This is a genomic window from Cyclonatronum sp. (genome assembly GCF_022565315.1).
Classification (GTDB): domain Bacteria; phylum Bacteroidota; class Rhodothermia; order Balneolales; family Cyclonatronaceae; genus Cyclonatronum.
The window spans coordinates 44,847-69,872 of record NZ_JAIUMX010000006.1 but is presented as its reverse complement, the minus strand read 5'-3'; the positions used below and the strand labels follow the sequence as shown (position 1 = coordinate 69,872).

17 protein-coding genes are annotated in these 25,026 nt (G+C 55.2%); 12 read left to right on the top strand and 5 right to left on the bottom strand.

Features of this window, described 5'->3' with window-relative positions; all coding sequences use genetic code 11:
* Positions 1 to 209 precede the first annotated feature (209 nt).
* From kbl to msrB, 3 genes are all read left to right on the top strand, one after another.
* A complete protein-coding gene (gene kbl / locus LAT75_RS02480; RefSeq protein ID WP_291481039.1) occupies positions 210 to 1,400 on the top strand; it encodes a glycine C-acetyltransferase in 1,191 nt (396 codons plus the stop codon).
* A 45-nt stretch (positions 1,401 to 1,445) separates the two neighbouring features.
* A complete protein-coding gene (locus tag LAT75_RS02475; protein ID WP_291481038.1) occupies positions 1,446 to 2,396 on the top strand; it encodes an NAD-dependent epimerase/dehydratase family protein in 951 nt (316 codons plus the stop codon).
* 281 nt (positions 2,397 to 2,677) lie between these two features.
* Positions 2,678 to 3,148 carry a peptide-methionine (R)-S-oxide reductase MsrB gene (gene msrB / locus LAT75_RS02470; RefSeq protein ID WP_291481037.1) on the top strand — a complete coding sequence of 157 codons (471 nt, stop codon included), beginning with the start codon at positions 2,678 to 2,680 and terminating at the stop codon, positions 3,146 to 3,148.
* 341 nt (positions 3,149 to 3,489) lie between these two features.
* Here the strand turns inward: msrB and LAT75_RS02465 are convergent, their stop codons facing one another.
* From LAT75_RS02465 to LAT75_RS02450, 4 genes are all read right to left on the bottom strand, one after another.
* Entirely contained in the window at positions 3,490 to 4,821 is a 1,332-nt protein-coding gene (locus LAT75_RS02465; RefSeq protein ID WP_291481036.1) for an amidohydrolase family protein, read from the bottom strand.
* A gap of 37 nt (positions 4,822 to 4,858) precedes the next feature.
* On the bottom strand, positions 4,859 to 7,825 hold the full coding sequence (locus tag LAT75_RS02460; RefSeq protein WP_291481035.1) for an amidohydrolase family protein: 2,967 nt from the start codon (positions 7,823 to 7,825) through the stop codon (positions 4,859 to 4,861).
* 224 nt (positions 7,826 to 8,049) lie between these two features.
* Positions 8,050 to 8,493, bottom strand: coding sequence for an RES family NAD+ phosphorylase (locus LAT75_RS02455; protein ID WP_291481034.1), 444 nt, complete (start codon positions 8,491 to 8,493; stop codon positions 8,050 to 8,052).
* A gap of 11 nt (positions 8,494 to 8,504) precedes the next feature.
* The gene (locus LAT75_RS02450) at positions 8,505 to 8,954 is read right to left on the bottom strand and encodes an antitoxin Xre/MbcA/ParS toxin-binding domain-containing protein (protein WP_291481033.1); all 450 of its coding nucleotides are present in this window, start codon (positions 8,952 to 8,954) and stop codon (positions 8,505 to 8,507) included.
* 178 nt (positions 8,955 to 9,132) lie between these two features.
* On the opposite strand from LAT75_RS02450, the gene LAT75_RS02445 reads away from it, so the two are divergent.
* From LAT75_RS02445 to LAT75_RS02410, 8 genes are all read left to right on the top strand, one after another.
* Complete coding sequence (locus LAT75_RS02445; protein ID WP_291481032.1) at positions 9,133 to 9,504, top strand: DUF2237 domain-containing protein; 372 nt, start codon at positions 9,133 to 9,135, stop codon at positions 9,502 to 9,504.
* Positions 9,497 to 10,984 carry a protein adenylyltransferase SelO gene (locus LAT75_RS02440; RefSeq protein WP_291481031.1) on the top strand — a complete coding sequence of 496 codons (1,488 nt, stop codon included), beginning with the start codon at positions 9,497 to 9,499 and terminating at the stop codon, positions 10,982 to 10,984. The genes LAT75_RS02445 and LAT75_RS02440 overlap by 8 nt, the downstream gene beginning before the upstream one ends.
* A gap of 105 nt (positions 10,985 to 11,089) precedes the next feature.
* The gene (thrA, locus tag LAT75_RS02435) at positions 11,090 to 13,537 is read left to right on the top strand and encodes a bifunctional aspartate kinase/homoserine dehydrogenase I (protein WP_291481030.1); all 2,448 of its coding nucleotides are present in this window, start codon (positions 11,090 to 11,092) and stop codon (positions 13,535 to 13,537) included.
* Positions 13,538 to 13,564: 27 nt separating this feature from the next.
* Positions 13,565 to 14,494 (top strand): homoserine kinase, encoded by a 930-nt coding sequence (locus tag LAT75_RS02430; protein ID WP_291481029.1) that lies wholly within the window; start codon positions 13,565 to 13,567, stop codon positions 14,492 to 14,494.
* A 126-nt stretch (positions 14,495 to 14,620) separates the two neighbouring features.
* The gene (locus LAT75_RS02425; protein ID WP_291481028.1) at positions 14,621 to 14,860 is read left to right on the top strand and encodes a UPF0175 family protein; all 240 of its coding nucleotides are present in this window, start codon (positions 14,621 to 14,623) and stop codon (positions 14,858 to 14,860) included.
* 228 nt (positions 14,861 to 15,088) lie between these two features.
* A complete protein-coding gene (gene thrC / locus LAT75_RS02420; protein ID WP_291481027.1) occupies positions 15,089 to 16,414 on the top strand; it encodes a threonine synthase in 1,326 nt (441 codons plus the stop codon).
* A gap of 31 nt (positions 16,415 to 16,445) precedes the next feature.
* Positions 16,446 to 18,647, top strand: a complete 2,202-nt coding sequence (locus LAT75_RS02415; RefSeq protein WP_291481026.1) for a prolyl oligopeptidase family serine peptidase — start codon at positions 16,446 to 16,448, stop codon at positions 18,645 to 18,647.
* A gap of 377 nt (positions 18,648 to 19,024) precedes the next feature.
* Positions 19,025 to 19,507, top strand: a complete 483-nt coding sequence (locus LAT75_RS02410) for a DoxX family membrane protein (RefSeq protein WP_291481025.1) — start codon at positions 19,025 to 19,027, stop codon at positions 19,505 to 19,507.
* A gap of 75 nt (positions 19,508 to 19,582) precedes the next feature.
* Here LAT75_RS02410 and LAT75_RS02405 read toward each other — a convergent pair whose 3' ends face one another.
* Positions 19,583 to 21,550: a fructose-1,6-bisphosphatase gene (locus tag LAT75_RS02405; RefSeq protein ID WP_291481024.1), complete on the bottom strand. Its 1,968-nt coding sequence runs from the start codon at positions 21,548 to 21,550 to the stop codon at positions 19,583 to 19,585.
* 473 nt (positions 21,551 to 22,023) lie between these two features.
* Between LAT75_RS02405 and LAT75_RS02400 the strand changes: the two genes are divergently transcribed.
* Entirely contained in the window at positions 22,024 to 25,017 is a 2,994-nt protein-coding gene (locus tag LAT75_RS02400; protein WP_291481023.1) for a hypothetical protein, read from the top strand.
* Positions 25,018 to 25,026: the final 9 nt, after the last annotated feature.

Sequence of the window (25,026 nt, the reverse complement as noted above, 5' to 3'; positions counted from 1 at the left end):
TATTGCCCGTTTGCCTGTTAACGAAGGTTAATGAAGATAGCCTTTCTATTAAAACCAACAAAAAAGCGAATTGCTTCAAAAATACTCCTGCCTTTTTCATACTTTTGAGCAGCAAAAACGGCGCTTTGGGCGTGTAAAAAATCCTTTAAAACGGACCCAAATCAAGCCTTTTCAGACTTTTTATTCAACACTTTATTCGACTTTTCTCCATGTACGGATCACTTAAAACCCAGCTTCAGGAAGAATTAGACCGCATCAAGTCCGACGGACTTTACAAGCAGGAGCGCATTATTACAAGTCCGCAGGGGGCATCCATCCGCACCACCCAAATGGACAGCGTCCTGAATTTTTGCGCCAACAACTACCTCGGGTTGTCCTCCCACCCGGAAGTCATCAAAGCGGCAAAGCAAACCATCGATGAATACGGCTACGGCATGTCCTCGGTCCGCTTCATTTGCGGCACCCAAAGCATCCACAAAGCGCTCGAGCAAAAGCTCGCCGAATTTCTGGGATTTGATGACACCATCCTCTACGCCGCTGCCTTCGATGCCAACGGCGGGGTTTTTGAGCCACTTTTCGAAAAGGAAGACGCCATCATTTCCGATCAGCTCAACCATGCCTCCATTATCGACGGCATCCGGCTGTGCAAGGCGCAGCGCTTCCGCTACAAGCACAACGACATGGCCGACCTCGAAGAAAAGCTGAAAGAAGCCTCCGGTGCCCGCAACCGCATTATCGTAACCGACGGCGTTTTCTCAATGGACGGCACCATCGCGCAGCTCGATAAAATCTGCGACCTTGCCGACAAATATGATGCCCTTGTGATGAGCGACGAATGCCACTCCACCGGCTTCATCGGCAAAAAAGGCCGCGGCGTACACGAATACCGCGAAGTAATAGGCCGGGTCGATATCATCACCGGAACTCTCGGCAAAGCCCTCGGCGGAGCCCTCGGCGGCTTCACCTGCGCGCATCAGGAAATCATCGACATGCTGCGGCAGCGCTCCCGCCCCTACCTGTTTTCAAACACCCTCGCCCCTTCCATCTGCGGCGCTTCGCTTAAGGTACTCGAACTGCTTAACGAAACCACCGAGCTGCGCGACAAGCTCGAAAACAGCACCCTTTATTTCCGCAGCAAAATGACCGAAGCCGGTTTCGACATCAAGCCCGGCGAGCATCCGATCGTGCCCATCATGCTGTACGATGCCAACATCGCGCAGGAATTCGCTGCAAAGCTGCTCGAAAAAGGCATCTACGTGATCGGCTTCTACTATCCCGTCGTGCCGAAAGGCGAGGCCCGGATTCGGGTGCAGATTTCGGCCGTTCATGAGCAGGAGCACCTCGACCGGGCAATCGAAGCCTTCACCGAAGTCGGCAAAGAGCTCGGCGTGCTCAAATAAACCAAAGCAGTTCAACCACCTGATTCGACTCACTAAACGCAACTCATGGAAAAAATTCTGTTTACCGGCGCGGCCGGTCAGCTTGGGGTAGAAATTATCAGCAAACTTCGCGCGCAGCTCGGCGCTGAAGCCGTTATCGCCACCGACATCCGTCAGGCCGAGGGCGAGCTCAAAAACGGGCCCTTCGAAATCCTCGACGTTACCGACGAAGCCGCCATTCTCGACTGCGTGAAACGGCACGGCATCACGCAAATTTACCACCTCGCCGCGCTGCTCTCTGCCCGTGCGGAAAAAGACATCCCCCTGGCACGCAAGCTCAACATCGGCAGCCTCCATCACATCCTCAACATCGCGCGCGATCAAAAACTGAACCGCGTATTCTGGCCCAGCTCCATCGCCGTTTTTGGTCCGGATGCCGATGCTGACAACACCCCGCAGAGCAGCCCCTGCAACCCCACAACCGTGTACGGCATCAACAAACTCACCGGCGAACAGTGGTGCGCCTACTACCACCGCACCTTCGGCGTTGATGTTCGCAGCCTGCGCTACCCCGGCCTCATCGGCTACAAAACCCTGCCCGGCGGCGGCACCACCGACTACGCCGTAGATATCTACCACAAGGCCCTGGCCGGCGAACCCTTCGAATGCTTCCTCAGCGCCGGTACCCGCCTGCCGATGATGTACATGGATGACGCCGTAAAAGCCACCATCGACCTCATGAACGCCCCTGCCGACCGGCTCACGGTGCGCACGAGCTACAACCTCGGCGCCATGAGCTTCAGCCCGGCCGAGATCGCAGCGGCCATCCGCCGCCACATCCCCGGCTTCGAAATCAGCTACGAGCCCGACTACCGGCAGCAAATTGCCGACTCCTGGCCCAACAGCATCGACGACGCCATCGCCCGCGCCGACTGGAACTGGAAGCCGGACTTCGACCTCGACGCAATGACCGCCGAAATGCTAAGCCGGATCCCCGACTACTGGCAAAACACATAGTCTGTTTTTTTATCGGGGGATGTGTTTCCGGGCAGCTCAAAACTCCGAATCCGGAATTAACTTTCGGGCTTGTTCCCTCTCCGAAGGGCTCGTCGGCAGTGCATCCCAAACCTCATTCAAAACAGAGAAGGCATCCCGGCCTTTTTCTGTTGCCATGCAAGCACTCACGCCTGATTCGAATAAAATCCCCTTTTATCCGTCCCGCGCACCAGTCTTAAGGAATGAATTAAGAGCTGAGGTTCGTTTTCAAATGCATCATCTTTAAATCAAAAAAATATCCCATGAGCGAACTCAACTGGAAAACCATTCTCAGCTACGCCGACAAAGGCAACCCCGAACCTGAACGCAGGGTAGAAAAAACCGAAGCCGAGTGGAAAGCACTGCTCAGCGATGAAGCCTTTCACGTAACGCGCAAACACGGCACCGAGCGCCCGTTCAGCGGCGAACACTGCCACAGCTTCGGGCCCGGCCGCTACGCCTGCGTCTGCTGCGACACCCTGCTGTTCGATGCAGCCGAAAAGTTTGAGTCCGGCACCGGCTGGCCGAGCTTCACCCGTCCCGCTACTGAAAACGCCATCCGGTATAAAGTTGACCGCAGCTTCGGCATGGTGCGGGTCGAAACCCTGTGCAACACCTGCGATGCACACCTCGGCCACGTGTTCCCCGACGGACCCAAACCGACCGGCCTGCGCTACTGCATGAACTCCGTCGCCCTAAAAAAACTTAAAGAAACCGCCCCATCAGCGGAATAGCCCGCAGCACAACTGGGCCCGGAAAATAAGTACACTGCTGAGCGGAAGTTGCCTTATGCGGTTTAGGTGTTCATGCTAAATTATAAGTGTTCGGGATGAGACAATACAATTAATGCAGTTTGGCGGCAACAGGGAACTGAGATGTAAATGTTTGACAGCAAAATGGAACCATATCCCTCCGCCATATAGCGATGTGATTGAGTGTTCATTTATTCCTTTTTTTTGTGGACATAATGACACAAAACTATAATGCAAACGCTGTCGATGCGTCAAAAAACAAAACGGGCTTTCCGAATCACTTCGGAAAGCCCGTTTTTGGTTAAGCAAATCAGCCGGTAAGCTTAACGGCCTGAAGCCGCCTGACGCTGCCTGATTTTTTCAGAGTACCGCTGAAAAAACTGACGGTGCATGTCGTTCATGTCGCTCTTGCGGCCCTGCACGTACACCTGCTCAACGCGGGTGCTGTACTCGATCGGGTTTCCGGTTGTAATCAGCAGGTCGGCATGCAAGCCGGGCTGCAGACTTCCGATACGGTCATCGAGTCCGAAAATCTGAGCCGGATAAACGGTCAGCGATTTGAGGGCTTCCTCAACCGGCAGGCCGAAAGCAGCAGCCGTACCGGCCTCAAAAGGAAGGCGGTTCACGTTCGCCGCATTGTTCGAACCGGCAATTGCAAAGGTAACGCCCGCCCGGTGCAGCTGCGCCGGAAGTTCGTACCAGGCATTGTACGGCTCCCACCAGCGCGAAGGCGACGACTGAACCGTTGTAATGAGCACCGGCACTTCATAAGCGATAAGGTGCTCGGTCACCAGGTGCGCATCGCGGCCGCCCAGAATAATCAGGCGAACGCCTTCTTCCTGAGCCCAGGTAATCGCATCCTGAATCTGCCGTGTATCGTTAGCACTTACCACGACCGGCATATCGCCGTCAAGTACCGGCATCATGGCATGCCAGCGGGAATCAAAATCATGGCGGGGGGCATTGCCGGCTTCATGTGCCAGCACGGCGGTCATGTAAGCCCGGGCATCGGCAAAGGCATCGCGCAGCTCACCAAGCTGACGCGCATAGTTCCGGGCATTTCCCGGATTTGGCCAGCTCACAATCATGCCCAAACCCGCCTGAAGCGTCATTTCTTCCCAGGTCCAGCCGTCCATCATCATCGCGGCTGACTGACCGGCAATCAGCGGACTGCCCCAGCCGCCGCCGGGTGTGGTAACCGAGGTGGTTACCCCGGCTGAGCGCGCAACACCAATGTGCCGGCTTGCTGCATGGAAAGCCCGCTCAACCCGTACGTTAGGGTTGATCGGCCCGACCTCGTTGATATCGAGCGTCATTTCCACAGCGCTGATTTCAAAAATCCCCATCTGACTCCAGGAATCAATCAGGCCGGGGTACACGTGTTTGCCGGTGATGTCTTCAACCAGCGTGCCTGCGGGAAGTTCGACATCCGTGCCAATTGCGGTAATGATGCCGTTCTCAAACAGAATGGTACCGTTTTCGACGGTTTCACCGGCGAGGGTGTGGATGGTTCCGCCTGTGAGGGCAATCGGCTGGCTTTGGGGCGCAGCCGGGGTTTGCGCAGCGGCAGGACTGCTCAGCAGCAGGCTCAGGAGCAGGAGGGCCGAAACCGGCATAAATGCCCGCATCACCCTGTTAAAATTCAGATTACGCATATCAGTAACAGCTTGGCGTGTGGATTTAAAATCGGGATTAGTCATTTTTCACCTCCAGAATGAGCCGGATGAGTTCAGCGCGCTCACGCTCTACGGCTTCACGCATAGCAGCATCTTCTTCGATATCGAAAAATCTGCGGCCGTCGATCCAGGTTTGTTCCGCAATGGTGAAGGTTGAAAGCGGATCGCCGCTCCAGATTACGAAATCGGCATCTTTTCCGGGCTCAAGGGAACCGACCAGATGGTCGATGCCGAGCAGCTCAGCGGTGCGGCTTGTTACCAGCGACAGCGCCGTTACCGGATCAAGGCCTGTTCGCACCATTTTGGCGGCCTCCCAGTTCATGCGGGTCGCAATCTGACTGTTGTCGGAATGCAGCGAAGTTACCACACCAGCTTCGTACAAAAGCCGTGCGTTGTAGTTGGTATTGTCGTAGGCTTCAATTTTGAAACCACCCCAATCCGACCAAACAACAGCACCGATGCCGCGCTCCGCCAGCTCCGGCGCGACCTTGTAGGCTTCAAGCGCATGGTGGAAAGCTTTCACTTCGAAGCCAACTTCCTCGGCCAGCACCATCAGCATCAGAATTTCATCCTGACGGTAGCTGTGGGAATGAATATCAATGTTTCCGTCGAGGATGTCTGCCAGCGCTTCAAGCCGGAGATCGCGGCGCGGCGGGATGCCCGTCGGGTTGCGGCTGCTTTCCCAGGCCTGCCAGCGGGCGCGGTAATCCTTCGCCATTTGGAAGCGGTCGGCAATGATCTGTTCCACGCCCATGCGCGTGTCGGGGTAGCGGCCGGTGCCTACACGCTTGGGGTTTTCACCGAGCGCAAACTTTACCGTTCTTGGTGCGCCTTCCAGCACCAGATCGTGGGACAAAGCGCCCCAGCGCATTTTCAGCGTCACATTCTGACCGCCAATCGGATTGGCCGAGCCGTGCATCACGTGGGCAGTTGTAAGTCCGCCGGCCAGCTGACGATACATCCAGATGTTGTTGATGTTGAGCACATCGGCCATGCGAACTTCTGCGGTAATCGCATTTCCAACCTCATTCACCCCGTCCACACCAGAGTGCAGGTGGGCATCAATCAGGCCCGGGGTTACGTGCCGGCCCTGCGCGTCGATCACGAGCGCGCCGCGCGGGGCACGCAAATCCCGGCCGACTTCGGCAACTTTTCCGTCACGCACCAGCAGGTCTGCATTTTCAAGCACACCCTGCTCGCCCATCGTCCAGATGGTAGCATTTTGTACCAGAATTGCTCTTGGCTGCTCAGGCATGCTTTCCCGCCCGAACTCCATGTTTGGCCTGATGTTGGCCAGCTCGAGATCGCGGCGCATCGGCTTGTGCTCACGGGGCTCGGGCTGTTCGCCGTAAGCGGTACGGGTAGCCTGCCAGTTGATGCGTGCCTGCCCCGTAACTTCAGCCCAGCCGTGCAGCCTGTCGCCGCTCAACGAAGCCGTAAGCCGCACCGGACCGGTGGTCGAAATATCGTCGTGCATAAAATCAGCCCGGAAACGGCGGGCATTATCGTCGTAGGAAATGCTGCTCAGGCTGATTTCCTCTTCACCAATCATCAGCTTTCCGCTGAAACGGCCAGCGCGCGTTTCGGTGAGGGTGATGGTGCCGTCGAACAGGCTTCCGCCGCTTACCAGCTCCCAGCTTCCGGCCGGGTTATGATGCGGCTCGCGATTGATGATGTGCCGGCTGCCGTCGATCCACACATCCATGATGCGGGTATTGTGATGGAAGATATCGCCATCGGTAACAACAAAATGAGCGGCTTTGCCGCGCTCGAGCGTGCCGTGCGTAGCGCTGATGCCAAGCAGCTCGGCGGGCTGTGAGGTCAGGGCCCGGAGAGCAGTCTCAGCATCCAAACCAGCTTCTACCGCCTTGCGAAGGTTCGGAAGGAAATCAGCCTTATTGCTGAGTCCGTCTGAAGTGAAAGAAAACCGGATGCCTGCCTGCGCAAGCCGCGCAGGATTTTCTGGTGCCAGGTACCAGTGCCGAAGCTCAGCAAGATTCCGGTTGAAGGCATCTTCAGGAGTCCCGGTTTCGGGCGTATCCGGGAAGCTGAGCGGCAAAATCAGAGAAAAGTTCTGGGTACGGAGGTAATCCGCCATGCGGTACTCGTGTCCGCTGCCGCGCACCCAAAGCGTGCTGTTAAATTCCCGGGCAATCCGCAGGGCACGAAGCACTTCCTCATCGCTCCCGGCTTCAAAAACCAGCGGCCGCTCACCGCGGGCTGCCGGGCTTAGCGCATCGAGCATGGCGTTGTACTCCGGCCGCTGCAAGCCTGCCGGGTTCCGGTTGAAGGCAGCATGCGCGTCATGATGCCAGCGGGCATCGTAGAGGGTCTGCCGGATAAGGGCAATCGCACCAATGTTGGAAGTCGGGTAGGAAAAACCAAGCTCAGAGCTGCGGTTCAGGGAAACCGACTGCGCTACGCTGCTCCGAACGGTCCGGTCGGTAGCACTGCCGTCGTTCAGCGTGAGCACAGCCATCTGACCGCGGAAAATCCCCAGCTCCGGGACAGCTGCAGCTACGGTAAACCCGGCTTTGCGCAGGGCCTCGCTGCCGTCGTTTTCTTGATTAAAAACCTGCTCAGCCCTCAGATGGGCACGAAGCTGTGGATTCCACGGCTGATTTCCCCGGTCAAGATCCGTTTCAGGATCCTGCATCCCAATACGGGCATGCGGATCAATGAAGCCGGGATAAATCGTCTTCCCGCTAAGATCAAAAACACGGGCATCGGCCGGTATCCGGGCATTGCGACCCACGGCTTCAATCACACCGTTACGGACCACAAGGGTGCCGCCGGCAATGCTGTTCCCCGGGGAAGTAATTATGGTTGCATTCGTAAATGCAAAAACGGCGGGCGTATTGTCGCGCATTCCGTCAGTCGGTGAGGTTTGCGATTGCGCAAAAAGCCCGACAGGCAGCAGCAACAGCAGTAAGCCAAACACAGCCTTTCTCAGGCCGGATTTCACATAGCAGCAGTTCATCATACAGAATTGATTAGTTGAGTTGTTTCCCGGAAATCTGTAAAAAAAATGACAGATAACCGGTTAGTTTACGCGGTCCGGTTTGGAAAAATGACACCATCAGTAATACCGGCTGTTCTTTTTGAACCTCTGAAAATACTTTTGCTGCATCACTGCTGCCGATAAATGATGTTAATCAGCTGCCGCAGAATGTAATCTTAAATGAACCCGCCGGAACAACTCCCCTCTTAAAGGCGCTCATCGAATGTGAAATCGCGAATATCAGTTACACTAACCAAGGGTAGCTGAGGATGTGCCGTATTGATGAGGATATTTTGTTCATCCTGAATAATGGCAGAAGGAACAACGAGCACCAGAGACTTTGCGGCGGCTGCCCAGTCATCACCGAACGGCTGACAAAGATGATAGTTCCCGGGTTTATGCCAGCCTTTGGGTAATGCCGCCGGCAGAATGATATGCTTTGAACAGCTGTCCGGAATTTCGATCTCGGTGATCTTATACCGCAGCCCCGTTCGTTCGCCGCTTAAATGCACCACATTTTCGAGGCAGGCCAATGCCCTGCTTGAGGCCGTGTAGAGCACGAATGTGCCCCGCGAGTTCCAGCGGGCCGGCTGCCCCGATGCGGTGAGCACGCCGGCCCATTTGGCAAGAGTAATACGGTAAACAAGCATAAGATTCGGGCTTATGCAAGTGCACCGTACTCGATACGCAGCAGCTCTTCGCGTATGAGATCGATGCCGCCGGAGGTTGTGAGCAGGCTTACGGGAACTTCATTACCTAAGCCATAAGCCGGTTTGCGCAGCCAGCGGTTGAAGGCGTTGAGATCTTCGAAGATTTCGCCGGCTTTTTGATAGAGGCTTATGATTTTGAGCAGCTGCTCGCTGTTGAGGGCGTTGAAACGCTTGTTTTCTTTTTCGTAGCGCTGCACGGTTTTGTAGGAAATACCGAGCACGGCTGCGAGCTCATCTTTGCTGAAGCCGGTAATGAGGAGCAGTTCGTTAAATGAGGAGGCAGGCAGGCCGCCCTGAGCGATGTGTACCATGGCGAGATTGTTGTTGGGGGTTATTTCGTATTTTTCTGCGGCTGAGTGTACAGCGCACGAAAGCTCGTGCGCATCGTGAGAATCTGACATGTAACCTCCTTGTTTGGTGTTTTTGACTTCTTCTGGAATTCTGTCTTTAATTTACAGACATTTTTCCGGTTTTGCAATTTATTTTTCCTATTTCCTGCCTTTTTGAATTGATTCCGGCTCTGCTCTGTTTTATCCTTTTATTCGAACTACTATCTGTCTTTATCACAAATTTTATGCTATGGCTGACAAAAACATTTTTAATGAACCTCTCAAAAGCTGCTGTACCGATCCTCTTACCGGTTTTTATCGAGATGGCCTTTGCCGAACCGATACCTTTGATTCAGGCAGGCATGTGGTTTGTGCTGTAATGACCGATGAATTTCTGCAATTCTCTCTTTCCCGGGGTAACGATCTGATCACACCCAGACCTGACTACCGTTTTCCTGGTCTAAAAGCCGGCGATCGCTGGTGCCTGTGTGCCCTGCGCTGGAAGGAAGCCCTCGAACATGGCTGTGCGCCGCAGGTCGAACTTGAGGCTACCGCTATCGAAGCCCTGAATTTTATCCCCATGAATGAGCTTGTCAAACACGCCCTGAAATCTGATGCCTGAACCAACTTTGAACCCCGGCTGGAATTTTCAAACTACCTATCAGAACCTGCACCCCATGATGTTTTCGCAGGTGAAGCCTCAGCCCGCTGAGTCACCGTCACTGGTGCTTTTTAATGACGGCCTCGCCGCTGAGCTGGGGCTCGTCTTCAGTGAGCTTTCGTCTGCTGAGAAGGCCGCCCTCTTCAGCGGCAGCGAGCTTCCTGAGCAGGCATCGCCGATTGCGCAGGCGTACGCCGGGCATCAGTTCGGGCAGTTTACCATGCTGGGCGATGGCCGCGCTGTACTTTTGGGGGAACAAAAAACCCCGGGCGGGCAGCTGTTCGATATTCAGTTCAAGGGCAGCGGTCGCACGCCCTACTCCCGCGGCGGCGACGGCCGCGCAACGCTTTACTCCATGCTTCGGGAGTACCTCATCAGCGAAGCCATGCACGGGCTTCAGATTCCCAGCTCGCGCAGCCTGGCTGTTGCCGAAACCGGTGAGCAGGTTTACCGCACCCGCATGCACAAAGGCGCAGTGCTCACGCGGGTGAGTTCGAGCCACATCAGGGTTGGCACCTTTGAGTTCGCCCGGCGGTTCCTGCCTGCCGAAGCGCTTGAGCAGCTGCTCGACTACACCATCGACCGCCATTTTCCGGAGCTAACCGAAAGCAGTCAGAAAGCCCTCGATTTGCTCCGAAGTGCGATGGCGCTTCAGATCAGCCTCATCACCAAATGGATGTCAGCAGGGTTTATTCACGGGGTGATGAACACCGATAATATGGCGCTCTCCGGGGAAACCATTGACTATGGACCCTGTGCCTTCATGAACCGTTTCAACCCCAAAACAACCTTCAGCTCCATCGATGCGGGCCGGCGCTACGCCTGGGGGAATCAGCCGGGCATCGCGAAATGGAACCTCGGCGTTTTGGCCGGCACGCTGCTGCCGCTGATTGATGCAGACCCGGAAAAAGCAAAAAAAAGCGCTCTGGAAATCCTTGAAAATTTTGACGAGCTGTTTCAGCAAAGTTGGTACAGCCGCATGGCAGCCAAACTTGGGATTGCTGAGGTAAAAGGGGATGGCGACCGAGGCCTTACCGACGACTTTCTAAAACTCATGCAGCAGCAGGAATCCGATTTCACCAATTCCTTTTTATACCTCGAAAACAGTGCTGAATTGCTGGAAGGTGTTCCTTCGGGGGATGGCTTCACAGCCCTTATTCAGAAAATCCGCGAACGACAGCTGCAAAATCCCGGCGGTGAAGCACAGGCACGGCAGCTGATGCAAAGCCACAATCCCTTCATCATCCCCAGAAACCATCAGGTCGAGAAAGCACTCACGGAAGCAGCTTTCAAAGATGACTACCGCTTTTTCCATGAGCTGCTTTCAGAGCTGAAACAGCCCTACCGCCGCCCGGAAGCCTCAGAAGCCGGACTGCGCCGGAATCTGACCGCTCCCCCTGAGGATGGTGATGGCGATTACCGGACGTTTTGCGGCACCTGAACCGGGGCTCAACCCAATTTGGGGATTCAACTGAGGGCTTTTTTACGTATTATTCGGGCTTGTTTTTAACAGACACCGGTTTTAGAATTTACGATTTACAAAGCTATGAGAATCCTCAAATTCGGCGGTTCTTCCGTCGCAACGCCTCAGCGTATCCTCGATGTAGTAAACATTGTTTCCAAAGCCCGGGAGCGCAACTGCCGGGCCGTTGTTTTTTCGGCCTTCGGAGGCGTAACCGATCAGCTTATTGCCATGGCAAGGCAGGCCGAATCGGGCGATGAGGACTTCACCCGCTCCTTCAAAGAACTCGAGCTCCGCCACATCAGCGCGGCCCGTGAGCTGATTTCAGTTGCCAACCAAAGTCAGGTAATGGGGCAGGTTAAAATGATGCTGAACGAGCTCGAAGATGTGCTTCAGGGCATTCAGCTGGTGGGCGAATTCACCCCCCGTACCCTCGATTTCATCATGAGTTTCGGTGAACGCCTCAGCAATTACATCATCAGCCGCACCCTCACCGACAGAGGCATCCCCGCCGGTTATCTCGATGCCCGCACGGTTATCAGAACGGATGACCGTTTTGGTCAGGCTCTGGCCGATATGGAAACAACCCGCGAGCTGCTCGGCAAACATTTTGCGAAACACCCGGAAGTACAGATCGTGACCGGCTTCATCGGCTCAACAAACAAAGGCGTTACCACAACCCTCGGCAGGGGCGGCTCTGACCTTACGGCTTCCATTTTGGGAGCCTGCCTCGATGCTGAGGCCATCGAAATCTGGACCGATGTAAGCGGCATCATGACCGCCGACCCCCGCAAGGTCCGCAAGGCTTTCCCGGTGCAGCACGTCACCTATGAGGAAGCGCAAGAAATGTCGCACTTCGGCGCCAAAGTGATCTACCCGCCGACAATGCAGCCTGCTATGGCGCAAAATATCCCGATTTGGATCAAGAACACTTTCGCGCCAGATGCCATCGGCACCCTCGTTTCCGGGGAGCCTGACAAAACAGAGCTTCCGGTGAAAGGCATTTCCTCCATCGGTCATGTGGCGCTTGTGCGCGTGCAGGGCGCCGGCATGATTGGTGTTGTGGGCGTGGCTCAGCGCATTTTTGGTGCGCTCGCCAAAGCGGGTATCAACACCATCCTCATTTCGCAGGCCTCGAGTGAGCACTCAGTTTGCTTTGCGGTAAGTCCGGAACAGGCCGCCCTGAGTCGTCAGGTCATTATGGCGGAATTTGACTTCGAAGTGCAGCGCGGCCGCATATCCGATGTAATTGTGGAAGACAACATGTGCGTTGTGGCCGTTGTGGGTGAAAACATGCGCTCAACCCCGGGCATAGCCGGCAAGGTTTTTCAGGCACTGGGCCGCAACGGGGTGAATGTCTCAGCCATCGCGCAGGGCTCATCCGAGCTGAATATTTCGGTGGTCATTAGCCGCAAAGACGAGCAAAAAGCCCTCATCGCCATTCATGATGCCTTCTTCCTCTCCGGTCTGAAAACCGTGAACCTGTTTTTCATCGGGGTCGGCCTCATCGGCAGTACCGCCATCGACATGCTGCACAAGCAGCGCGAAAAACTGCGGGAAACGCTTAAAGTTGATCTGCGCATCATCGGAATGTGCAACAGCCGGAAAATGCTGTTTGATCTGAACGGGCTGGATGATGACGGCTGGAAACAGCAGCTCGAAGCCAAAGGCGGCCCGATGACGCCCGACACCTTCCTGAAACACACCGCTGAGCTGAACCTTCCCAACAGCATCATCGTGGACTGCACGAGCTCGGAGGAAATTGCCTCAGCTTATGAGCGCATCCTCAAAAACAGCATTTCCATCGTTACGCCCAACAAAAAAGCGTGCAGCGGCAGCATGAGCCGCTACCTTGCGCTGCACCGCGAAGCAGCCCGCCGCGATGTTTCCTTTCTGTACGAAACCAATGTCGGCGCCGGCCTGCCGCTGATCAAAACCCTGCAGGAAATGCACCACACCGGCGACAGCATCCACTCAGTCGAAGGCGTGCTTTCCGGTACGCTCAGCTACCTGTTCAACGAGTACGACGGCAGCCGCCCCTTTTCGCAGCTTGTTGCCGAGGCCCGCGAAAAAGGCTTCACCGAACCTGACCCGCGCGATGACCTCAACGGCATGGATGTGGCCCGGAAGCTGCTCATCCTCGCCCGCGAAATCGGGCTCAGCCTCGAGCTTGCGGACATCAGCATGGAGCCCCTGCTGCCCGCATCCCTTTTTGAAGCGCCCGATACCGAAACTTTCCTCAAAGATCTGCCCTCGGTAGACGACGCCTTCAAAGCCCGGTACGAGCAGGCCCGCGATGCCGGCAAAAAACTGCGCTACATCGCCAAAGTAGATGCGAACGGCGCGCGCATCTCCCTGCAGCAGGTTGAGCAGTCGCACCCCTGCTACGGGCTACAAAGCACGGATAACCTCATCCTCATCCATTCCGACTGCTACAGCAACCGTCCCATGGTTGTGGCGGGACCCGGCGCCGGCCCAAAAGTAACGGCAAGCGGGGTTGTGGCCGACATCATTAAATCAGCGCTGCGCTAAGCAAATCCTTCACCTTTTTCATTTTTTATGTCCGTTTCTGTTTTTGCCCCGGCTACGGTCGCCAATGTGGCCTGCGGTTTCGACGCCCTGGGCTTCGCAATCCATGAACCCGGCGATGAAGTCATCGTCCGGAAATCCGGCACGCCCGGTCTGCGGATTACCAAAATTACCGGCGACGGAGGCAGACTCCCGCTTTCAACCGAAAAAAATACGGCCGGCGTAAGCGCGCTGGCGCTGCTCAGTGAAACCGGGTATACGGGCGGCATTGAGATGGAAATCCACAAGAAAATGCCGCTCGGAAGTGGGCTTGGTTCAAGTTCGGCAAGCTCGGTTGCCGCCGTTGTTGCGGTGAATGAGCTCATCGGTTCGCCTTTTGAACGCGGGGAACTCCTCCGGTTTGCGATGGAAGGCGAGCGCGCAGCCTGCGGCGTTGCCCATGCCGATAATGTGGGCCCCTCCCTGCTTGGCGGCTTCGTGCTGATCCGCAGCTACGCGCCGCTCGATGTGGTGCAGCTGCCCGTGCCTGAAGAACTTTGGTGCAGCGTAATTCATCCGCATGTGGAAATCCTCACGGAAGATGCCCGCAACGTACTCCGCCGCCGCATCCGCCTCGAGGATGCCGTGGTGCAGTGGTCCAACCTCGGAGGCCTCATCGCGGGGCTTTACGAGCGCAACTATCAGCTGATCGGCCGCTCGCTCAACGACATCATCTTTGAGCCGACCCGCTCGCTGCTCATCCCCGGCTTCGATATGATCAAACAGGCCGCGATGCAGACCGGTGCGCTCGGGTGCAGTATTTCGGGTTCGGGTCCGTCGGTTTTTGCGCTCTCCCGCGGAGAAGCAAAAGCGGCCGAAGTGGCCGCCGCCATGCAAACCGCCCTCAACAAAGCCGGCCTCGAAAGCGAGACCTACGTCTCCTCCCTGAACCGTCAGGGACCGGTTGTACGCATATTGTAAGTCGGGAAAAGCATCCCTAACTTAAAAATCAGGTGAACAGCCGGAATCACTTATTTTTCTGCTTCTTATCTTACTATTTTTTCCTGTTCGCAAAACAACCAACCACAAAAGTAAGGGATTAATGTGATGAATGTTTTCACCGTAAAAATACCCGACAGTGCAAAAGTGAACGAATTCGAGCTGAAGATGATGATCGCTTCAAAGCTTTTCGAAGACGGAAGATTAAGCTCGGGTCAGGCAGCTGAGATCGTCGGGATATCAAAAAGGGCATTTGTGGAGCTGTTGGGGAAATACGGTGTGTCTCTTTTCGGTTATAATGATGTAGAGCTTGCAGATGATTTCAAAAATGCTTCCACATTCAATTAGTCAACATCAGCTCCCATTTCTGTTATTAATCATGATGCGTAAAATGCTATTCAAATATCCGCATCGGTTCATGAGAATTACATACAGTTTCAGCTGATGATTTGCCGCCATCAATTAAAAGAATCCTTTACCCGCTACTAAAAAAATCCGGCTTTTTAGCCACCCTGATTTTCTCCCCGCCCGGAACCCCATCCATCGAAAAAAACATCCTTCACCCAATTTAAAACCGTGATTCTCTACCGCTCTACCCGTCAGCCCAACGCCAAGCCCGAAGAACACACCATTTTCCCTGAAGCCCTGCGCCTGGGCCTTGCCCCCGACGGCGGACTCTACATTCCCGATCAGGTGCCGGCCTATACCCCTGACTTCTGGCATAATATTGCAGGCATGTCCGTATCCGAACTCGGCCGCATCCTGCTTCTGCCCTGGCTGGAAGATGACCTCAGCGACGACATATTTGAGCCGCTGATTAACGACGCCCTCAACTTCGATGCACCGCTTGTACGCCTTAGCGAGTACACCTATGTGCTCGAGCTTTTCCACGGGCCAACGCTCGCTTTCAAAGATTTTGCCGCCCGCACCATGGGCCGCCTCATGGCACAGCTGCTGCGCAAACCCGGCGAAACCCTGCACGTACTTACCGCCACCTCCGGCGATACCGGCGCGGCCGTCGCCGACGGCTTTTTCGGCGTGGAGGGCATCCATGTTTGGGTGCTCTACCCTTCCGGCAAGGTGAGCGCGCTTCAGGAAAAGCAGTTCACAACCCTCGGCGGCAACGTGACCGCCCTCGAGGTTGACGGCACCTTCGATGACTGTCAGCGGCTGGTGAAGCAGGCTTTTTCGGATGAAGCGCTCCGTGCCCGGATGAACCTCACCTCAGCCAATTCCATCAATATCGGGCGGCTGCTGCCTCAGATGGTGTACTACGCCCGGGCGCTTGCGCAGCTTCAGGAACAGGGGATCGGCGAACCGCCGGTCTTTATCGTGCCAAGCGGCAACTTTGGCAACCTCACGGCCGGAGTGCTCGCGTTCTTGATGGGCATGCCTGTCGGCGGATATGTAGCTGCGACCAACCAAAACAAAACCTTTGTTGACTTCATCGAAACCGGGCGCTACGAACCGCGGCCCTCAATCCGCACCATCAGCAATGCCATGGATGTGGGCGACCCCAGCAACTTCGAGCGGATTTTTGACCTCTGCGGCAGAGATCACAAAAGCATCAAAGCCGGCATTCTCGCGGATTTTGTGAATGACGACGACACCCGCGCATGCATTCTGCAAACCTGGAAGGAATTTGGCTATATTGCCGACCCGCACACCGCTGTTGGTCTGAAAGCGTGGGAGCGCAAGCGGTCTGATTTTATTGAGGATACAACCGGCGTTGTGCTCGCAACCGCCCATCCGGCAAAATTCGGCGACGTGATGCCCGATGAGGTCTCGAAACACATCACCCTGCCCCCCGCCCTCGAAAAACTGCAAAGCCGTACCAAAAAATCCACGGCGATGCCCGCTTCTTTCGAGGCTTTCCGTGAGCTGCTTACCAAAGCTGTTTAGCATCAATCAACCAATCACAAAATTATTGACGATGAATCTGACTGTTTTTTTATCCTCCCTTTTCTTTTTTGGGATGATGACGGGCTTCGGCCCCATATCAACGGCACAAGCCCAATCTGCAAGTGCAAGTGCGGGCGCAACAGCCCGTGCTTCCGTTCATGCTGAAGCTGAGCGGCCCCGCCTGTTGCCCTATCCCGAAACCCGCAAAAGCGATCATGTGGATGTGTACTTTGGTCATGAGGTCGCCGATCCCTTCCGCTGGCTCGAAGACGACCTCTCCGACGAAACCAAGGCCTGGGTGCAGGCGCAAAACGAAGTGACCTTCGACTTTCTGGAGCAGATTCCCTTCCGGAGTCTGATTCGCGAACAGCTCACGGCCGACTGGAACTACGTGCGGGAATCAGCGCCGGTGCGCCACGGCGAGTGGTACTACTTTTCCCGTAACGACGGCTTGCAAAATCATTCGGTCGTTTTCCGCAAGCGCGGCGTTCGCGGCGATGCGGAGGTTTTTCTTGACCCCAACACTTTTTCAGAAGACGGCACCACTTCGCTGGCCGGGATGAGCTTCACCCGCGATGGTTCCCTGTTGGCCTACTCAATCTCCGAAGGCGGCTCCGACTGGCGCAAAATTATCGTAATCGACACCGAAACCATGGAAGCCGTTGGCGACACCCTCGTTGACGTGAAGTTTTCCGGGATTTCATGGCGCGGCACCGAAGGCTTTTACTACAGCAGCTACGACAAACCCGACGGAAGTCAGCTTTCGGCCATGACCGACCTGCACAAGCTGTACTACCACCGCATCGGCACGCCGCAAAGCGAAGATCAGCTGGTGTTTGGCGGCGAAATTACCCCGCGCCGGTACATCTTCGGAGGGGTTTCTGAAGATCAGCGCTTCCTGATCGTTTCAGCCTCGGTAAGCACTTCAGGAAATGAGCTTTATGTGATGGATTTTGATGCTGAAAACCCGGCACTCAGGCCCGTACTGAGCGGTTTCGACAGCGATGCCTCCGTAATTACCACCAACGAGGGCTACCTCTACATCTACACCAATCTCGGGGCACCCAACTACCGGCTTGTACGCGTGAACGCCGCACAGCCGCAGCCCGAAAACTGGACCGACGTGATCCCCGAGACCGAACACGTGCTCAGCGTAAGCCGCGCCGGAAACTACCTCTTCGCAAGCTACCTCGTTGATGTGCAGACGCAGGTTAAGCAGTTCACGCTTGCCGGTGAGCACGTTCGCGATGTGGCGCTCCCGACAGCCGGAACCGCCGGCGGCTTCTCGGCCCGCAGCCATGAAACCACGCTTTTTTACACCTTCACGAGCTTCACCTACCCGGCCACCATTTTCGCGTACGACATCGAAAACGGTACCTCCGAGCTGTACTGGACCCCGGAAATCGATTTCAATCCCGAAGACTTTGTAACCGAGCAGGTGTTTTATGAAAGCAAAGACGGCACCCGCATCCCGATGTTCATCACCTACAAAAAAGGTCTCGAACTTGACGGTACCAACCCGACCTACCTCTACGCTTATGGCGGCTTCAACGTGAGCCTGCGCCCTTCCTTCAGCATTGCGCACCTCACCTGGCTGCGGAACGGCGGCATTTACGCGCAGCCTAACATTCGCGGCGGCGGGGAATACGGCGAGCGCTGGCACCATGCCGGCATCCAAAAAAACCGGCAAAATGTGTTTGATGACTTCATCGCGGCCGGCAATTTCCTGGTTGAGCAGGGCTATACCTCGCACGACCGCATCGCCATAGCTGGCGGCTCCAACGGGGGTCTGCTGGTTGGCGCGGTGATGACGCAGCAGCCTGATTTTGCCGCCGTTGCTTTTCCGGCCGTCGGTGTGCTCGATATGCTGCGCTACCACACCTTCACTGCGGGTGCCGGCTGGGCCTTCGACTACGGCACTTCTGAACAGAGCGAAGAAATGTTCAAATACCTGCTTGGGTACTCCCCGGTACACAACGTGCGCGAGGGCGTACGCTACCCCTCAACCATGATCACCACCGCCGACCACGACGACCGCGTTGTTCCTGCGCACTCCTTCAAATTCGCGGCTGAGCTGCAGGCCAAACACGCGGGCGACAACCCGGTGCTGATCCGCATCGAAACCCGTGCCGGGCACGGTGCAGGCCGCAGCACGGAGTCCGTCATCAGCGAATGGACCGACCGCTACGCCTTCGCCTGGTACGTAATGGGGCTTAACCCCTTCACCGATTAAGCGGAAGCTTATTAACCAACAGGTAAGTGCTGTAATTTTTGTTTTGTACGTCTTGAAATGCGCTGTTCCAAAACCGTGATATGTGGGAGCAGCGGCACCCAAAAAGCAAGGGACTTGCCGTAGGGTGTGGAGCTTTCGGGATGGCACTAAAGACCGTGATGCGCACGGAGTTCTCCCAAAAATAAAGAGAGGTTTACTTTTCTGATGTTTTGGATTTAGTGGAGGTTTTTTGCCTGTGTGAGAGCGCTTTTCCGTAAAGGGGAAAGCGCTCTTTTGGTTTTAGGGGGATGCGCCCCTTGCCCCTACATACTGTTTTCACGAGAGATAGGTAGATTCACAAATACTATTCACAACTGCCTGAACTGAAAATACTTATCATGAAAATTCTGTTCGATTACATTGATCGCGTCCTTACCGGGCTTATGGCCCGCTACGGTATTTCCCTCCTTCGCTACAGCATCGGCCTGATCTTTATCTGGTTTGGTGCTCTCAAATTTGTTCCGGGGCTTAGCCCAGCGCAGGAGCTTGCTACTTCCACCATTGACCTGCTCACATTTGGCGTCATTCCCCTGCAAACCTCCCTCATCATGCTGGCAACGCTCGAAGTAGGCATTGGCCTGCTGCTGATTTCCGGCCGCTGGCTTCGCCTCACCATCTTACTGCTCATGTTTCAGATGGTTGGCACGATGACACCGGTCGTGCTTTTTCCGGAGCTTGTTTTCACCAGCTTCCCTTACGGGCTCACCATGGAGGGGCAGTACATCTTCAAAAACTTTGTGGTGATCAGCGCAGCCCTTGTGATCGGCGCAACGGCCCGCGGCGGTTTGCTTGTGAATGAGCCGGAGCGGGTACTGGCGTAAATTTAAAAAGCTGCGGGAATGACCTCTGCCATTCCCGCAGCTTTAATTGAGTTACAAGAAAGGAAAGCAAGCCGCTCACTCCATTTCTTTGATAGCGCCGGTCCGGTAGGCATCGAGCAGCATCTTGAGATCATCAATCGTCTGCTGAATTTTGCGGCCGTCGTCAGTATCCTTCACACGGATGCGGTCTTTGTTGTGCTCCACAATTTTGGTGTGTGAATGGATGTCATCCCCCTGTTCGATGGCTTTTTGGGTCGATTCAAACGGCTGATGAGCCGCAAGCAGCAAGCCGTAGGAGTTAAAAATGAGGGTATAACCTGCAATACCGGTCTGGTTCTGATAGGCTTTTGCAAAGCCGCCGTCGATCACAAGCAGTTTACCGCCTGCTTTAATCGGATCTTCGCCTGTTTTCACCTTAACCGGAACGTGCCCGTTCAGGATGTGGCCCTTTTCGGGATTCATGCCGAACTCTTTCAGGATGGCTTTCGCAACAGGTTCTTCCGTACGATAATGGTAGTAGGGATTTTTGTGTTCGGTATGGGTTTCTTTTTCGGCAATGAAGTAGCGCTCGAAAGTAGCCATTTTGTCCTTACCGAACAGCGGTGACTGCGGCCCGCTCCATAAATACCACATGCTATCCATACCATAGAGCTTTTGCTCAGGGTCATCTTTGGCAAAGTATCCCTGCCGGGCAAGCCGCTCGAGCCGGTCCATGAAAGCCCGCGGCCCGTGATCAACGCCCTCAAAGGTGAAGTGCGCAAGCTTGCCGTCTTTGGTCATGGGGATGCACCCGTGATACAGCAGGTTCCCATTGAAGGTGAGGTACATACTGCCCTTTGAAAAAAGGAAGCGCGTATGCGCCTGAAGCCGCTCACTGTTTTTGAAGGAAAGCACGAGTTTCTCCATCACAATGGCTTCATCTTCGGAGAGTGCGTAAGGGTCATCCGGGTTGATAGTCGGCAGGTTGGCATCAACCAAAGAGTAGGTTTTCTCACCGATATCTATAGTGCCGTCGTCAAAGTTGATTTTATCGAGCATGAGCCGGTCTTTCATACCGTACTGCGGCCTGCGCTGTACAATCTGCCCTTCGAGCTTCAGCTGAATAACCGTGATGGCTTTATGCATACGCGCCATGAGCATCTGTTCGTGTGAGTTGAAGTCCGAACATTCTTTCGGCATAAACTGTGTGCAGGGGTCGTTGCCATACAAATCAACCGCGAGAGAAATGAGCGGCAGCATGCTGATGGCGTAGCCGTTCTCAAGTGTCTCCATATTGGCATACCGGAGTGACACCCGAATGACATTACAGATACAGGCCTCACTGCCCGCTGCCGCGCCCATCCAAACGATATCGTGATTGCCCCACTGGAAATCGACCGAATGATGCTCAAGCAGTTTATCCATGATGATGTGTGCCCCGGGGCCCCGGTCGTACACATCCCCGATTACGTGCAGCCGCGCAATCGTGAGCCGCTGAATGAGATAGCAAAGGGCAACGATAAAGGGTCCACCCCGGCCGGTATCGATAATAGAATTGATAATTTTGGTGTAGTACTCCTGCCGGTTGCTGATGCTCTCCTGCTGATGCAGCAGCTCTTCGATGATATAGGCAAAATCTTTAGGGAGCGCCTTCCTTACGCGGTTTCGGGTATATTTGGAAGAGTACACCCGACACATTTTAATAAGCCGGAAAAGGGTATCGCTGTACCACTCCCCCTGCCGGTCTTTGGGGATATCTTTAAGGATGAGCGGCATTTTCTGCTCGGGGTAGTAAATCAGCGTTGCGAGCTGCTGCTGTTCCTGAAGGCTTAGCACCCCGTCGAAGATTTCGGTAATGCGCCGCTTTATGGAACCGGAGCCGTTGCGCAGTACATGGAGAAAAGCTTCATTCTCCCCGTGTATATCCGAAAGAAAGTGCTCGGTGCCTTTGGGCAGCTCCATGATGGCACTTAAGTTGATAATTTCGGTGGAAGCGGCCCGGATTGAAGGATACTGCTGGGCGAGCAGGCGGAGAAACCGCATTTCTTCTTCAGCGAGATACATAGATTTAGCGTAAGAGATTGATGGGCTGATTGATATAAAATGTGTGCAAATGCCTGTCAGGGAGTCAGAATCATTTTCGGGAACTGCAGAAGATATATGTACAGACAGACAAATCCATAATCGTAAATATAGCACCTGCCAACATGTAAGCCAAAAAGCGCTTTTTGGCATTTTTGTATATATGAGGGTGTGGGGTGTGATGTAAGCTTCCTGAATCCCTGATACATATCTGTTATGGTTTTTCGTAAGGGCGCACGATTGTTTACAACAAGTGAACATGGTACTCTTATGTAGTGCTGTTAACTGTTAGATTTTTCCTTTTTAATGATATCACAATGCTAGTCCGGTTTCACATCCCCCCGCAGCCCTGTTCATTTCACCCCAAAGGTTCTTTGAAAATTAACCCTATCTTTGTTTGCCCCTTTATCGTACGGATTGCGATTCCATTTCCTTAACTACTCATAACTTTGCCTATGAAACGCGCTATCAGAAACCTGCTCCTGTTTTCGGGGGCCCTCATGCTGTTTGCACCTGCTGTGCTTTTTGCACAGCACCCTGCCTTTGATCAAAACTTCGGTTTTTCAATGTTTAATGAGCGCAATCACCCCGAGCTTAAGTGGGTGAGTGCCGAAACCGAACATTTTATTATCACCTACCCGGAGCACCTTGCGGGTATTGAAGCCGAAGCGGCGGCCATTGCCGAGGCGACCTACGCGGCGCTTTCCGCCAACCTGAACGTGACCTTCGATTATAAAATCCGGATTTTCCTCAGCGATGAGGATGAGATCGTGAACGGCTTTGCCGTCCCCTTTTGGCGGTCTTACACGAATATATGGGTCAATCTGAATGATGTGGCGGAGGCCTGGAGCGGTCCCGAAAAGTGGCTGCGCACGGTGCTTGCCCATGAGCTCGCCCACATTTTCCATTTCGAAGCGGTGAAATCGAACCTGCCGCTCTTTGGGGCCGTTGCAACCGGCATCTCCCTGCCCGAACCCTGGACTGAAGGCATCGCGCAGTATTACACCGAGCCCTGGCACGTGCTGCGGGGCGATCAGCTGTTGCGGACTTCCATCTACGACGGCAGGCCCGATTTCCGCCGGAATGAATCCATCCGCGACCGCGGCCTCATGTACGCAAGCGGCAACGCGCAGCTTCGGTACTTTGCCTCCACTTACGGCGACTCCCTGGTCACGCAAATTCTCGCGCACCGCGATACGACCCTGTTCGGGCTCGTGCGCACCCACAATTTCGACAATGCGTTCCGCGCGGTTACGGGTCAGCGTTTCCGGGATTTTGAGGACGAATGGCGCCGGCACATGAGCATCTACTACAACACCCTCGCCGGGCAAATGGAGCGCAGCGATTCCCTCGGCGTGAAGCCCGATACCCTCGCCGGTCTCATCATCAGCGATGTACAGTACAGCCCGGATGGTACCAAATATGCCTCCATCGCTTTAAATTCCACGAGTAAGCCGGTCGTTGAGCTTGCCCTGCACAGTAACAACAGCCGCCAAAACCGCCGGGTTGTGGACCGCGGCAGCATTAGCGGGCCGGTAAGCTGGAGCCCTGATTCACGCTATATCGCCTACTCCGCCAACGTGCGGGGCCGCAACGGTTCGCTGATCAACGATTTGTACCGCATCGATACCCAGACGGGCAGGCGCGAACGGATCACGCACAGCAGGCGGGCTTCGAATCCGCAGTTTGGTACGGGCAGCAGCACGATCTTTTTTGTCGGGAATGATGCGGGCACGGGCAACATCTACCGCCTCAACCTTGAAAGCGGTCAGGAAACAAAGCTGACCGAACACCACGGCGATGTGCAGATCGGCCGCATGGCGATGCATCCCGAAGGCACCCATCTTGCCTATGCCCTCTTCGATGCCGACGGAAGCCGTCAGATCATAGTCCTTGAGCTGGAAAGCCGCCGGGAAATGCGATTCACCGACCCGGTTACCGACGACCGCAACCCGCTCTGGAGTCCGGACGGCCGTTACCTTGCCTACACAAGCATGCGCGATCAGGTGCCGAATCTGTTTGTGCGCAGCGCTTTTGAAACCGACAGCGTAGAGGAGCGCGTAACGGCGCTGTTTACAGGTGCAAGCGCCGTGCAGTGGCTTCCCGCAGATTCGCTGCACGTACAGGGGCGCTTTACCCTGCTTACGACCGATTCCAAAAGCGACAACCGCGTGTACCGCGCCGATGCCTCCCGCCGGGCCGCCGAACCCCGGCCCGACATCAACCCGGCCTACACGCGCTGGCTCACGCATCAGCCGCCGCACTCCATCGCCCGGGAGATCCCGGCCGATCCGGGTCTCATCACAGATCGCTACCGCTACAACTCCTGGCGCAATATCAGCCATGTGAGCACCATCCCCTTCCCGTTTTTCGGTGATGCGGATAACTACGGGGCAGGCTTCATCAGCCTTTGGAGCGAACCACTGTCGAAACACATGATTACAGCTGTCGGCGCATTATCCTTCCCGAGCTTTACCGATAACAGCCTGCTTTTCCTGAGCTATACCAATAATCAACTGCGCCCCTCAATCAGCCTTAACGCCTATCATAACAGTTTTACCGGGCGGTTTTACGAGCGGGATTTCCTGATTACAACCAACTCAGGCGGTTTCCTGCTGGCAAGCCTGCCGCGCGACTGGTTCGACTCAGCCTTCATCCGAACAACACTCTACAGCCGTCTGCGCTACGAGTACACCAACGCCGACCGAAACTGGACCTCACCACGGGTTCAGCGCCTGCCCACCCCCGAAAGCGGCTGGCAGAGTGATGTGCGCCTCGGGGTGCGTATTCACAAATCCGTGCCTTACGCCTGGAATGTTGTGCATCCCCTCGAAGGCTACGGCCTCGAAGCCCGCGTAACCCTGGCAACCGATGCCCTTGGCGGGGAAACGAATTACCTACGGCCTGATCTAAAAGCCTTCCTCATCCTTCCGGGCCTGGGCGATGCCCGCTTCTACTTCTACGGACGTGCCATTTTCCAGAACGGCGAAAGCTTCGGGCAGGATTACATCGGCTTCAGCCGTTACGACGATATTCAGTTCGGCGACAGCCTGCCCGGGCTCGACATCCTCTACTCCGATACCGAACGCGTGCGTGGCTACAGCTCCTGGGTTGACGGATACGTGACCGGCAACCGCATGCTTTTCGGAACCGTAGAGTACCGCATCCCGCTGTTTCCAAGCCTTCAGACACAGGTTCTCGGGCTTGTGAGCCTTGGTCGCACGACTGTAGCGGCCTTTATGGACGGCGGCGCGGTTTGGGATGACGATCTGCTGCCTGCCGATGGCTCAGTACGCCGCCTCGGTACAGGCTTCGAGCTTAAAAATGAGCTCAATTTCGCAGGCCTTCAAATCGCCCACAGCCTGGGGTACGCACAGCCCTTCCGTGATTTCGGAACCGGCCGCAACGAGGAAATCTACTACCGCATCAAGGCAGTGATTCCCTTTTAATCAGCCTTC